Origin of the sequence: Acinetobacter sp. NIPH 284, assembly GCF_000369425.1 — a bacterium.
Classification (GTDB): Bacteria; Pseudomonadota; Gammaproteobacteria; order Pseudomonadales; family Moraxellaceae; genus Acinetobacter.
Map to the genome: position 1 here is coordinate 1 of NZ_KB850011.1, position 12,641 is coordinate 12,641.

The 12,641-nt window shown below is 37.8% G+C and carries 14 protein-coding genes and 5 pseudogenes; 13 read left to right on the forward strand and 6 right to left on the reverse strand.

From position 1 onward, the window contains the following. Nucleotides 1-474, forward strand: a pseudogene (locus tag F908_RS06025) (IS30-like element ISAba125 family transposase); the annotation flags it as partial. Here F908_RS06025 and F908_RS15455 read toward each other — a convergent pair. Next, nucleotides 466-678 (reverse strand): annotated as a pseudogene (locus tag F908_RS15455) (IS5/IS1182 family transposase); the annotation flags it as partial. The pseudogenes F908_RS06025 and F908_RS15455 sit on opposite strands and share 9 nt — an antisense overlap. A 240-nt stretch (nucleotides 679-918) precedes the next feature. Between F908_RS15455 and F908_RS06030 the strand changes: the two are divergent. Both F908_RS06030 and F908_RS15900 read left to right on the forward strand, forming a co-directional pair. Continuing rightward, nucleotides 919-1,146, forward strand: coding sequence for a hypothetical protein (locus F908_RS06030; RefSeq protein ID WP_004662973.1), 228 nt, complete (start codon nucleotides 919-921; stop codon nucleotides 1,144-1,146). Nucleotides 1,147-1,230: 84 nt separating this feature from the next. After that, a pseudogene (locus F908_RS15900) lies at nucleotides 1,231-1,362 on the forward strand (IS30 family transposase); the annotation flags it as partial. A gap of 22 nt (nucleotides 1,363-1,384) precedes the next feature. On the opposite strand, the gene F908_RS06035 reads toward F908_RS15900, so the two are convergent. Further along, nucleotides 1,385-1,615 (reverse strand): hypothetical protein, encoded by a 231-nt coding sequence (locus F908_RS06035; protein ID WP_004662971.1) that lies wholly within the window; start codon nucleotides 1,613-1,615, stop codon nucleotides 1,385-1,387. Between the two features lie 290 nt (nucleotides 1,616-1,905). Here F908_RS06035 and F908_RS06040 point away from each other — a divergent pair, with 290 nt between their 5' ends. The 8 genes from F908_RS06040 to F908_RS06075 all read left to right on the forward strand — a co-directional run bounded on the left by F908_RS06040 (nucleotide 1,906) and on the right by F908_RS06075 (nucleotide 8,836). Next, nucleotides 1,906-2,517 (forward strand): LexA family protein, encoded by a 612-nt coding sequence (locus F908_RS06040; RefSeq protein WP_005159261.1) that lies wholly within the window; start codon nucleotides 1,906-1,908, stop codon nucleotides 2,515-2,517. A gap of 4 nt (nucleotides 2,518-2,521) precedes the next feature. After that, complete coding sequence (locus F908_RS06045; protein ID WP_005159263.1) at nucleotides 2,522-3,820, forward strand: Y-family DNA polymerase; 1,299 nt, start codon at nucleotides 2,522-2,524, stop codon at nucleotides 3,818-3,820. A gap of 325 nt (nucleotides 3,821-4,145) precedes the next feature. Continuing rightward, on the forward strand, nucleotides 4,146-4,793 hold the full coding sequence (locus F908_RS06050; protein ID WP_005159265.1) for a hypothetical protein: 648 nt from the start codon (nucleotides 4,146-4,148) through the stop codon (nucleotides 4,791-4,793). A 17-nt stretch (nucleotides 4,794-4,810) separates the two neighbouring features. Beyond that, nucleotides 4,811-5,776 carry a 2-hydroxyacid dehydrogenase gene (locus F908_RS06055; protein ID WP_005159267.1) on the forward strand — a complete coding sequence of 322 codons (966 nt, stop codon included), beginning with the start codon at nucleotides 4,811-4,813 and terminating at the stop codon, nucleotides 5,774-5,776. A 111-nt stretch (nucleotides 5,777-5,887) separates the two neighbouring features. Continuing rightward, nucleotides 5,888-6,475 carry a 1-acyl-sn-glycerol-3-phosphate acyltransferase gene (locus tag F908_RS06060; protein WP_034602672.1) on the forward strand — a complete coding sequence of 196 codons (588 nt, stop codon included), beginning with the start codon at nucleotides 5,888-5,890 and terminating at the stop codon, nucleotides 6,473-6,475. A gap of 124 nt (nucleotides 6,476-6,599) precedes the next feature. Next, the gene (locus F908_RS06065) at nucleotides 6,600-8,042 is read left to right on the forward strand and encodes a M48 family metalloprotease (RefSeq protein ID WP_005159271.1); all 1,443 of its coding nucleotides are present in this window, start codon (nucleotides 6,600-6,602) and stop codon (nucleotides 8,040-8,042) included. Nucleotides 8,043-8,070: 28 nt separating this feature from the next. Beyond that, nucleotides 8,071-8,436, forward strand: coding sequence for a GFA family protein (locus F908_RS06070; protein WP_005159273.1), 366 nt, complete (start codon nucleotides 8,071-8,073; stop codon nucleotides 8,434-8,436). A 40-nt stretch (nucleotides 8,437-8,476) separates the two neighbouring features. Further along, nucleotides 8,477-8,836, forward strand: a complete 360-nt coding sequence (locus tag F908_RS06075; protein ID WP_005159276.1) for a hypothetical protein — start codon at nucleotides 8,477-8,479, stop codon at nucleotides 8,834-8,836. 81 nt (nucleotides 8,837-8,917) lie between these two features. Here the strand turns inward: F908_RS06075 and F908_RS06080 are convergent, their stop codons facing one another. Then, entirely contained in the window at nucleotides 8,918-9,364 is a 447-nt protein-coding gene (locus F908_RS06080) for a GatB/YqeY domain-containing protein (RefSeq protein ID WP_004808327.1), read from the reverse strand. Nucleotides 9,365-9,393: 29 nt separating this feature from the next. Beyond that, nucleotides 9,394-9,609 carry a 30S ribosomal protein S21 gene (gene rpsU, locus F908_RS06085; protein WP_004652785.1) on the reverse strand — a complete coding sequence of 72 codons (216 nt, stop codon included), beginning with the start codon at nucleotides 9,607-9,609 and terminating at the stop codon, nucleotides 9,394-9,396. A 145-nt stretch (nucleotides 9,610-9,754) separates the two neighbouring features. On the opposite strand from rpsU, the gene tsaD reads away from it, so the two are divergent. Both tsaD and F908_RS06095 read left to right on the forward strand, forming a co-directional pair. Beyond that, nucleotides 9,755-10,762, forward strand: a complete 1,008-nt coding sequence (gene tsaD, locus F908_RS06090) for a tRNA (adenosine(37)-N6)-threonylcarbamoyltransferase complex transferase subunit TsaD (protein ID WP_005159278.1) — start codon at nucleotides 9,755-9,757, stop codon at nucleotides 10,760-10,762. A gap of 198 nt (nucleotides 10,763-10,960) precedes the next feature. Beyond that, nucleotides 10,961-11,464, forward strand: a pseudogene (locus F908_RS06095) (hypothetical protein). A 75-nt stretch (nucleotides 11,465-11,539) separates the two neighbouring features. On the opposite strand, the pseudogene F908_RS16445 reads toward F908_RS06095, so the two are convergent. Together F908_RS16445 and F908_RS06100 are read right to left on the reverse strand one after the other, a co-directional pair. Continuing rightward, a pseudogene (locus F908_RS16445) lies at nucleotides 11,540-11,653 on the reverse strand (DUF6670 family protein); the annotation flags it as partial. A 100-nt stretch (nucleotides 11,654-11,753) separates the two neighbouring features. After that, the gene (locus F908_RS06100; RefSeq protein ID WP_034602673.1) at nucleotides 11,754-12,638 is read right to left on the reverse strand and encodes an ATP-binding protein; all 885 of its coding nucleotides are present in this window, start codon (nucleotides 12,636-12,638) and stop codon (nucleotides 11,754-11,756) included. Nucleotides 12,639-12,641 lie beyond the last annotated feature (3 nt).

Consider the following 12,641-nt stretch of genomic DNA (forward strand, 5'->3'; position numbering starts at 1 on the left):
GATTTAATTAAAGGTAAAGACAATAAAAGTTCGATAGCAACACTTATTGAACGAAATACACGGCTCTGTATCTTGGCAACATTACCTGATGCAAAGGCAGAATCAGTGCGCAAGGCTTTAACTGAAGCTCTGAAATATTTACCTGCAGAACTGCGTAAAACGTTGACCTATGACCGTGGACGTGAGATGTCAGAACATAAAATACTCGAAGAAGATTTAGGCATAGATGTATATTTCTGTGACCCACATTCACCATGGCAAAAAGGCACATGCGAAAATATGAATGGTTTAATTAGGCAATATTTACCTAAAGGAATTGATTTAAATCAGGCAGATCAGCATTATTTAAATCAAGTTGCCATGTCACTGAATACTCGTCCTAGAAAAGCGTTAGATTGGCTTACACCATTAGAGAAGTTTGCTCAGCTTGTTGATTATCATAAGGCTTTTGAAACTGTCGCACCTCATGTTTGAATTCGCCTGGTAATTTTCCGCCAATTCCAATTGAGTGTTGTAATTACGCAAGTAATTGAGTGTTAATAATTGATCCTCTATAGCTAAAGTATGAGGATGCCCTGATTTCTTTTTGAGTAATTCCAGTTCTTTTAAAACCTTTACCATTTCACCAAAAACTGGTCGAGTTACGCCAACCAAACGTTTGAATTCAGAATCTGAAATGAGGCAGTTTTTACTTTCATAAGAGGTTTAATGTAAAATTTTCTGAAATATTTTTAAATAACATTGTAACTGTATGGTTAGTTTAATATTAAAGAAATTTCTAACCAGTGCTTAATTTCAACCACTTAGTCGTCTAAAAAATAAAAATATAATAGTTATAAGTCTTGTTACAAGCTATTAGTCGACAATCGATAGAAAATTTCTCATAGTCCTATCAACAATATTTTGGGAAGAAGTATTATGGATAAGATTACGGTAATTATTAAAGATCAAGAAGAAAATGAATCGATTGTTGTGGCACAGCTCAATGATTTAGAAGACCAAGATATTCCTTTTTTTAAACGAGTTGAGCATATTGAGGTAGAAGGGAATATCATTTTTCCAAATATCGATTTACTTTTTGAAAGTGATATAGATGGAAAGATTTATAAGTTAGTTGCACCTGTGAATGATAAAAGATTTATCTGACCTCAATCTTCTATTTTCAATACGATAAAAGAGACCCACTTATGAGATTCAAATAAGTGGGCTTTATTTGAGAGCAACAAAAGTGATTTAAATCAAGTTGCCATGTCACTGAATACTCGTCCTAGAAAAGCGTTAGATTGGCTTACACTATTAGAGAAGTTTGCTCAACTTGTTGATTATCATAAGGTTTTTGAAACTGTCGCACCTCAGGTTTGAATTCGCCTAGTGTTATGTGATCTCAATGAATTGGGTTAAGCCCTTTAACAATGTCATTAAACTCAGAGCCATTGAGCCAAAAAGATTTTTTTAGAAAAAGGGTAGTCATAATACTTTCCGCTGCTTCACTATTTTGGTTGTCACAAAATAGTCCATAGCTCTCACCTAATACAGTGTTGTTCTCGATGAGACGAATAAAGAAAGCATGTTGTTCGTCAGCATAACCTAGAATAGCATCACGTCGATTGTTCATTTTTTATGTCTCCACATCAAAAATCTTTTGAGTAAAATCTACTGCTAACAGATCAAATATATTCTTGAATTAGATCAATGATTTAAGTTTTTAAAAATAAATTTACTTTTTAAGTCATTGATTTTAAAAATTAATATCAGCTTGTTTTACATCCTTGTCTTAGTTAAACAAGCCAAAATTTGATCTATTAAATTCATTGTTATGCAAAATTAATTGTACGTCAACTTGAATTTGTAACTTTTTCAAGTTAAATTATTTGTAAGTATTTTAAACTTGGGTAAGGAGGAATTATGTCCAAAAAAAACGAATTTGAGCATGGCGGTGCCCGAAGTAATGCAGGACGTAAAGCACAATTCAGTGAGCCAACCAAAGTCATCCGTGTTCCCGAATCTCAAGTTGATTTCATCAAAAATTGGTTACTGAATAATGTCAAAACCGATACTCGTACAGATTTGACTGCTCAAATGAAAATCCAAAATGTGCAAGCAAAGAATGACCGAATTTATCATATTCCACTAGCAACCGAACGAGTTGCAGCGGGTTTTCCATCACCTGCGCAAGATTATGTTGAGCAATCACTCGATTTAAATGAATTTTTAATTCGTAACGAAAACTCGACTTTCATTGTCAAAGCCAATTCACTGTCGATGTTGGACGCAGGGATTGATATTGATGATCCATTAGTGGTGGATCGTAGTCTTTCAGCGAAGTCTGGGGATATAGTGATTGCTTTGATTGACAATGATTTTACGGTCAAACGTTTGATGATTGATCATCATTTCAGCCCTCCAAAGGTATGGTTAAAAGCTGAAAATCCAGATTACCAAAATATTTATATCACAGACGGACAAGAGTTACAGATCTGGGGTGTGGTGACGTATAACTTGAAGCCAATGAGGTAAGCCAATGAGCCTACCACAACGTATTTTTGCTTTAATTGATGTGAATAACTGTTATGTCAGTTGCGAGCGCGTATTCAATCCAAAGTTAGAAAAGCGTCCTGTGGTGGTTCTATCTAATAACGATGGCTGTGTGGTTTCCCGCTCTTATGAAGCAAAAAAGCTCGGCATTCGTATGGCTGTGCCGTTCTTTCAAATCGAAGATATTATTCGTCAGCATCAAGTGCAGGTCTTTTCCAGTAATTATGCTTTATATGCGGAAATGTCGCGTCGTTTTATGAATCTATTAGGCAACTTTGTAGATCCCTCTGAACAGGAAGTTTATTCGATTGATGAATGCTTTTTGGAGTTGACTGCCTATCAGCATAGTCACGATTTAACTGAATATGCACATCAAATTCTAGATACGGTGAAAAACTGGTTGGGTTTGCCATGTTGCATCGGCATTGGTTATTCCAAGACTCAAGCCAAACTGGCCAATAATCTAGCCAAGACACACGCCTGTTTTGATAGTGTCTGTAATATCGTTGCTGAAGACCCATGCGTGATTGAAGACTTGTTACAGCAGATGCCTGTAGGTGAAGTGTGGGGGGTTGGACGAAAGATTCGTCAGCGCTTGGAAAAAATGAATATCTACTCAGTGATGGATTTGGTTCAAGCTGATCCTAAAATGTTAGGTAAGTATTTTTCTGTGGTCATGGAAAATACGGTTAAAGAATTACAAGGCATGGCTTGCTTAGAAATTGAAGATGTTGTGACAGATCGACGACAGGTGTTAAGTAGCCGTTCCTTTGGTCAGCCGATTGAGGATAAAACTAGCCTGAGTGGCGCTTTAACTGAATTTAGCTTACGTGCTATTGAGCGTTTGCGAAAGCAAAACTTACTGTGCAAAGCTATTGGCGTTAGCATTCGTACCAATCGTTTTGACAAAGATCAATATTATCGACCCTATACAGTGATGTATCTATCCGACTATAGCGATGATCGTTTAGAAATTATCAAAGCTGTGTTACAGGGGCTTGATCGAATTTATCAAGCTGGTCATCGTTATAAAAAAGCAGAAGTGATTTTGTTGGATATTATCCCTCAACATAGCCATGCAGTCGATTTATTCCATGACACCAATAAACTGATTGCTCGAAAAAATCTTTCGATCGCTTTTGATAATATTAATAAAAGATTTGGTCGGGATTGTATGACACTAGGGCGATTGATTACGCCGCATGGGCGGGCGTGGCGTATGAATCAAAACCATAAATCACCGAGTTATTTGACCAAGTGGGATGAGCTTCTGAGGGTTCTCTAAAGTATTAATGGTACAGCTTATATTTTTCAATATTAACCTTGAAACTTATTATTTTTCCTTGAGAACGTTTGAATTTAACAAAGTAAGACCCTAATGATTTATTGAAGTATTGTAATAAAAATGTAGAAAATAGATGAATGAAAAATTATCTATTCTTATTAAATATTTCCCGAAATTAAAGATAAGCGTATCTTTTAAATAATAAATTGAATTTGTATGGATTTGATTGAACAAAAGGAAGCCATTTTGACGAGATCGGTTTATGTTAGACTACTCAACTTACGGTATCGCAAATTACCGTGAATAACCAGAATGAGTAGGTAAGATGATTGGGCAGCAGAGAAACAGGCTAGCAGCTTTGGGAATAGATGTTTGGATTCCTCGGGAAGTTGTATGTCAAAAAAACACTGCACCAAGTCTATGGCGAGATCAATTAATTGATGACGTTTCTAAGTCTACAGAACGTACATTTGAAGTTGCACCGATTTTAGAAGATATTCCAGCAACATCTGCACAAACGCCACCGATCGCCGAAATTGAAGTATCGCAGCAAACGAAAGTTGTTACAGAACCTATTGTTAAAGCAGCGCTTGTTGAAAAAGAACAGATTGTTATTACTGCTCAGGTTCAGTCATTTGAATTGCAAATGTATGTGTTGGAAAACTGTGCCATTTTATTAGAAAGCAGTCAGCTCAGCGATGCTCAAAGCCAACTCTGGCAAAATATTCAAAAGGCCAGATTAGGGCAGTATGATGAATTAAAATGGCCATTTCCTTTGGCTGCTTTTCAGGAAAGTCGGGGACTCTCCTCGTATATTCAAGGTTTTCTCGATGCAACCGCAGCACAAAAAAAGATATTGTGCTTAGGTCAATTGGATTTTATTCAGCATTCTAATATCTTACATTTAGCGAGTTTAGAAGAAATGTTAGCCCAACCTTTATTAAAAAGACGGTTGTGGCAGCTCATGCAATAAAGATCGGAAATCGAATCATGAAGAAAGTTGTTGTATTCAGCCAAATAGATCAAGATGTTTTAGCGCAGTTACAGCAAGATTATCGGGTCGTGCTACTTAATCCTAAACTGGGTGATATCAACGACCAGATTCGAACAGAGGTTGTTGATGCTGATGCCATGATTGGCGCAGGACGACTGTTAAACGAAGGTAATTTGGCACCAGCCCAAAAACTTAAAATCATTTCGACAGTGTCTGTTGGTTATGATAATTACGATGTTAACTATCTTAATCAAAAGAAAATTTGGCTTGCTAATACACCACATGTTTTGACGGAAACAACGGCCGATCTTGCCTTTACTTTGTTGCTGAGTGCTGCACGCAAAGTTCCATACCTTGATGCATGGACCAAACAAGGTCAGTGGAAACGCACGGTATCTACTGAACAATTTGGTATGGATGTTTTTGGTAAAACTCTAGGGATTATTGGCTTAGGGAATATTGGTGCTGCCATTGCCCGTCGTGGATTTTATGGTTTTAATATGAATGTTTTGTACCATAACCGCCGTGAAAAGATTGAGGTGGCTCAAGCATTCAATGCTCAATATCGCGACTTAGACCAGTTATTGCAGCAGTCTGATTTTATTGTAGTTGCTGTTGATTTAAATCATGAATCCCAAGCACTGATTGGCGCAGAACAGTTTGACTTAATGCAAAACCATGCTGTCTTCGTCAATATCGCACGTGGCTCTGTAGTCGATGAAAACGCTTTAATCGAAGCATTAAAACAAAATAAGATCTTTGCTGCTGGATTGGATGTCTATGCCAAAGAACCTCTGCAAAATTCAGCATTATTTGAGTTGCCAAATGCAGTAACCTTGCCGCATATTGGCTCAGCAACGACTGAAACGCGTCAGAAAATGGTGAAACTTGCTTATCAAAATTTAGTGGACGCACTACAAGATAGAACACCTCGTTATCTCGTTAATCCAAAGTTTGAATAATTGCTTACAATGCTGATCAGTCAATTGCTGCATTATTGTGCGGGTCTATCTTTTTAAATTGATTAATATTGGTACACTTGCGCTTTTTGAAATTTTGTCTTCGGGGTGTCTGTGTTTGAGAAATTGGCTGAGAAAAGTTTAAATTTAATGGGGTGGGAACTGGATAATCACTGGGACCTAAATGTGGACCAGTGTGTCATGATTGCCGCCCCACATACCAGCAACTGGGATGCTTTATATGCGCGTCTGGGATTGAAGGCATTGGGTGTCAATGTACGTCTGACCATTAAAGACAGTTACATGAAACTGCCATTTGGCCCTTTTGTTCGTGCAATGGGCGGTATTGGGATCGACCGTAGTGTGAAGCAAGCGGGACAGGAACGTCCAAGCATGGTCCAACTGATGAGTGACTTGTTCAAAACACATCCTAAATTAGTGATGTTAGTGACACCAGAAGGGACGCGTGCCAAACAAGAACAGTGGAAAACTGGTTTTTATCATGTTGCAACCACCGCAGGCGTACCGATTGCATTGGCGTATATGGATTATGCTAAGAAAAAAACAGGTGTAGGAAAAATTGTTTATCCTACGGGAGATTATGAAAAAGATATGGTTGAAATTATGTCTTTTTATGCAGAGATTAATGCAAAGTTTCCAGAGAAATTTAGTGTCGATCAACGTTATATAAACACGAAATAATAGTGTTGATTTCAAAAATATAAACTAAGGCAGGATTTTCCTGCCTTTTATAACACTTCGTTGCAAATATCTTCATTTTCTAATGTTATATTAAATTTCTTTATTAGAATCATAGAGAAACGACTTGAGATCGCTGCTGCTTGCATGTGGTTTATTGGCCACTACTCAATTGAGTCATACTCAGATCTTTTTGCCTACACAGGCAATTGGACAAACAGAAGTACCTGAAATTGGCAGTGGTGTAGGTTTGCTTGATCAACAGAAAGAAAAACTGATTGGTGAAAAAGTTTATCGTGAAGTTCATCGACAGATGCCAACGGTACAAGATGCGTGGTTAGAAGATCAATTTCTACAGGTTTTTTCAGGTATTCTTAGTCAGACTCAGCTTGGTCAACCGATTGGTTTAGTGGTTATAAAAGATCCACAAATTAACGCATTTGCAGTGCCTGGTGGTTTGTTTGCATTAAATACAGGCTTAATTACATCTGCAAAAAATTTGGATGAAATAGCAGGGGTCATGGCACACGAGATCGCCCACGTTGCACAGCGACATTACAGTCGTTCACAAGAAGCATTTAAAGGACAGGGGCTACTTGCTCTTGCAGGTATTCTTGTCGGTGCGGCAATCGCATCTAAAGCAGATGGTGATGTTGGTTCAGCGGTGATGTTAGGCACACAAGCGGCGTTGATGGACAAGCAACTCAGTTATAGCCGTAATCAAGAGCGTGAAGCAGACCGTATTGGTATGCAGTTTATGTATTCTGCTGGATATAACCCACAAAGCATGGCAGATTATTTTGAAACCATGCATCGTGAAACAAGTCGTGTGAGTTTCCTACCTGATTTTTGGCTCACTCATCCACTAACGACAGAGCGTATGAGTGAAGCCCGATTACGAGCAAACCAACTCCCAAAAGTAAAATCAAAAATATATGATCTTGATTTTGAGATTTTAAAGTTATATACGCTCGTAATTTCAAACCAAGCGACAGAAACTCAATTACAAGCTTTTGCAAATCAAAAAAATACAGCTGCACAATTAGCGCTAAGTAAGTTTTATTTAGAACATGGTGATTATACTCAGGCACAAGCAAATTTAGATTTGGTAAAAGCAAAGCTTAAATATCATGTATTGGTTCCACTGATTCAAACAGATATTTACTTAGGGCAAAATAAATTTGATCAGGCTTATAGTAGTATAAATTTTATTCAAAAAACGATGCCTGAAAATAGGGCACTATCTTATAAACTTGCAGAAGTTTTAATTCGGCAAGGGCAGGCTGGTCAAGCTCAAACATTGGTTCAACGGTTTATTCATAAAAACCAAAGAGATATTGAAGGTTGGCAACTGTTGCAGCAGGCAACAAACTTAGATAAAAGTTCGCCACTACAAGCAATTAATGTGCTTTGTTACCGTGCTGAAGCTGAGTATTGGTCAGGATATGAGGAAAATGCGATTAAATCGATGTTGCACGCTCAGCGTTTAGCCAAAGGAAATTTAGCCATGTCAGCAAAAATTGACTCTCGCTTAAAACAAATGCAAGATGATCGCCGTATGAAAATTTAATCTTTATCAAGAATTAAGAGAAATAAAAATGATCAAAGGACAATGTTTGTGTGGTGCTGTGCAGTATCAATATTATGGTGAAATTGAAAACAGTATTTTATGCTATTGTAGTCATTGTCAGCAGGCGCAAGGTTCGATAGTTGGTTGGAATAGCCCACTTGACGAAACACAATTTAAAATTCTGTCAGGACGTGATCAGCTCAAAGAATATTTCCACCCACCGAATAAAGCACGTGTATTTTGTCAAAACTGCGTAAGCCCACTTTACTCATATCGTACCGATTTAGCTAATGTGATTCGTTTACGCCTAGGAACAGTGACAGATGGGGATTTTTCTGCACCAAAAGAAGAATTTTTTACTGAGCACAAACCAAACTTTATGGAATTAAGATAAGATGATCTGCGTAAAAAATCGCTGAGAAGTTAGAACATTTATGAAGAAAATTTTAGTTTTTATTTTTGCGATAAGCAGTGTGGGGATCAGCTCAGCAGCATCAGTTGAGCAATATGTCAATTCGGTTGAGAAAATTCGTAGTGTCTATGCACAGGATATTCGTGGTTTTTTACGTAGTCTTAATCCACAGATTTCACAGTTCACACCTGAGCAGCAAGCTCAGTATTGTGGTATTAATCAGCGTTATATTCAGGATATGTCAGATGCAATTGAAAAAAATCGCTCATCCTTGCCGCCACAATACGCAAATATGACTAAACAGGATGTAATCAAACAAGTCACTGAGTCAAATGAGATGCAAATGCTAGTGAAATATAATGTTCAGTGTGATTTTAAGTAAAAATAATCTATTGGGTTCATTATTTAATGAATCCAATTTTTAAATAGAGTAATTTGTATAAAATAGAGGAAATTAAGCAGATTAGCTTAATTTTGCTTTAATTTTAGCAGATACTTGTGCAGGATCGGCACGCCCGGCTATGATCGGACGTAGAGAATTCATCACCTTACCCATATCTTTCATGCTAGTAGCTTCTTGAGCAGCAATCGTTTGCTCAATGATGGAATCAAGTTCTTCCTCAGTCATAGCGGCTGGTAGAAATTGAGAAATAACCTCAACCTCGGCTTGTTCCTTACTAGCTAAATCATCTCGACCAGCGCCAGAAAAGGCCTTGATCGATTCTTTACGTTGTTTAATTTGCTTTTCAATGACCGCAAGAACCTGAGCATCGTCAAGCTCTATGCGCTCATCGACTTCGATTTGCTTAATTGCTGCTTGTACACCACGAATAACCGTTACTGTTGCCATATCTTTGGCACGCATTGAGTTTTTTAATACGTCAGTAATTTGGTTTTTTAAAGTATTCATAGTCTCTTCAGCAGTCAATCACAAATTAATTAGTAAAGGCGAGTAGTACGTACAGATTCGCGAGTCAATTTCTTTTGATAACGCTTAACTGCTGCAGCTTTTTTACGCTTACGTTCTTGAGTTGGTTTCTCATAGAATTCGCGCTTACGAACGTCAGCTAAAACACCCGCTTTTTCGCATGAACGTTTGAAACGACGGATAGCTACGTCTACTGGTTCGCCTTCTTTCAACTTAACTTGTGGCATGTAAAATCCTCTAAGATTATGGATAAGACCCAATGCACGATTGCACTAGATCGCAAGTGAAGGTCAGTATTTTACTCATTTACAACTCAGATCACAAGTCTATAATAGCGCTGATATTATTTTTGATCGTTGTAAAGGCAGTTTAATGATTGTTTTGGGCTTAGAAACTTCGTGTGATGAAACTGGGTTAGCACTCTATGATAGCGAGCTCGGCTTACGTGGACAGGTTTTATATAGCCAAATCAAACTGCATGCGGAATATGGTGGTGTTGTGCCTGAACTGGCTTCACGTGATCATGTTCGTAAGATGATTCCTTTGATTAATCAATTGCTTGAGCAGAGTGGTGTTAAAAAGCAAGAGATTGATGCTGTTGCCTATACCCGTGGTCCAGGCTTGATGGGAGCACTGATGACTGGGGCTTTATTTGGTCGCAGTTTGGCGTTTGCATTTAATAAGCCTGCGATCGGTGTGCATCATATGGAAGGCCATATGCTTGCGCCATTGCTTTCGGAAACGCCACCGGAATTTCCATTTGTGGCTTTATTGGTTTCGGGTGGACACACTCAACTCATGGCAGCCTATGGCATCGGTCAATACGAATTGCTCGGTGAATCGATTGACGATGCAGCAGGTGAAGCCTTTGATAAAGTCGCAAAAATGATGAAATTGCCTTATCCAGGTGGGCCGAATATTGCGAAATTGGCGTTACAGGGTGATGCCAAGGCATTTGAATTCCCACGACCAATATTACATCAAGGTTTAGATTTTTCTTTTAGCGGTCTTAAAACTGCAGTTTCAGTACAACTGAAAAAGCTAGGTGAAGAGAGTCGTGATGCCGATGTGGCGGCTTCTTTTCAAGAAGCTGTTGTCGATACACTCGCTAAAAAATCCGTGAAAGCTTTAAAGCAAACAGGTTTAAAACGTTTGGTGATTGCAGGTGGTGTGAGCGCCAATCTAAGATTACGTGAGCAATTGGAAACATCACTTAAAAAAATCAAAGCTCAAGTCTATTATGCTGAACCTGCTTTATGTACCGATAATGGTGCAATGATTGCGTTCGCAGGTTATCAACGTTTAAAGGCTGGGCAGCATGATGGTTTGGCTGTCACCACAACACCAAGATGGCCAATGACTGAGTTACAACCGACCTAAAATACAATTCATCTTTCTATTGCTTGTTAGGCAGTGGGTAAATCTAGGTGGTTCTTATATTTACCTGACTATTCTTCTATTTAAAAAATTGAATCATTCATTTTATGCATAGCGAACGCGTACTGCCTACGCTATTGTATTTGAAGTATTGGATAAATTATTTTTTGATGAGCTAAAACTCATTGTGGAGTACAAAAGTTGAAAATTTCTTATATTTTTACATGTGGCCGATTAGAGTCTTTATTTAAGATTCTCTGTCTCACTCAACAAGGTGAGAAAAAGGTCGAGTCAAAAGAAAAGGTCGTTGAACAATATAGAAAAGACATCGCTTTAGGACGTCCTTTTGAAGAAACTTAACTTTATCAAATCATTGAGCAAAGTGAAGAAAAGATTGTTATTAACCGCTTGAGTAATATTCTGCGTGAAAAACCTACTCAGCAGAAGGGTAGCTTTGATGCGGACGAATATAAGACTGGCGCATGGTCTGAGTTTAGTGATTATAAGCTGGCGGTTCGATTCTCAAATGCGAAAACCGAGTTAAGTGAAAAGCACTTTGCGAAAACGGGTGAATACATGACCAGTCGTGGTATTGCAAAATTGACAGGTTTTAATCCAAGCAATATTAAGAATATGCTGCATCATAAAAGAAGTGTGGTGAGAAAAATGCTCACAACCTTAGAGAAGTTAGCAAAAGAGTATTAATATTTAAGCTGTATGTTTGATGCAGAGAAAATTTATTTTCTGCATCAATTCTGAACTAATACAATTTCAAGAGTTTTAATCTTTAAACGCATTTTGATTTTCGACATCAATATATTCAAGATAACCACGACCTTGAACTTTTTGGTTTTGATATTCACCCGTGAAATTGTATGCACTTGCATAACCGATTTCCTACGTTCTTTCCATACGGAAAAACTAGGTTATGAAAAACAATTGCCTTTGCTAAGCGGAAATAAGGACAAAGCCAAAGCTTTTTAGGGCAATCTCCCTAAGCGTTGTTAGACAATTTTTCAAGGTTTTGCGAGCCAATCCAGTGTTTAGAGAACTGGTAAGCTGCACGCCCTGAACGCTGCCCACGAGCTTGGCACCATTTCAAACATTCAGCACGAACAATGTCGTTATATTCCAAATTTGCTTGAACAATATAATGCTCGACAATTTCTAAATACAGTTGTTGATCCATTGGGTAGAAGGAAAGCCACATGCCAAAACGATCAGACAGTGAAATTTTTTCCTCAATCGCTTCCTGTGGATGTAACTCGGTATATTGAGGAACATCCACTTTACGCACAGGCGTATTTTCATGCATAAATTCAGGTAGTAAATGACGGCGGTTACTGGTTGCATAAATAATAAAATTACTTGAACCCGATTGAAGTGAGCCATCCAAGACACTTTTTAAACTACGATAATTTTCATCTTCTGCGTTAAACGCAAGATCGTCACAATAAACAATAAATTTTTCAGGGCGATGTTCTATTAATTTTTGGATTTTAGGTAAATCAGAAAGATCATCTCGTTCAATTTCAATTAAACGCAAACCTTGTGCTGAATACTCTGTAAGCAAGGCGCGAACAATCGATGATTTCCCTGTACCGCGTGAACCTGTGAGTAAAACATCATTGGCAGGTAAACCATTGAGAAACTGTAAAGTATTTTGAATAATCTTGGCTTTCTGGCGTTCAATTCCTTTTAGATCTTCTAAATACAATTTTTTAGGTTGTTGAATTGCAACTAGTTGTTGATTTTCCCATCGAAAAGCAATCGCAGAAAAATCTGTTGGCTGTTTAGGTGCAGGGAGAACTTGTTGTAACTGTGTCAAAACACTAGATAAAGATTGAAGAATAGATTCGGGTAAATCAAGAATAGCCATAAA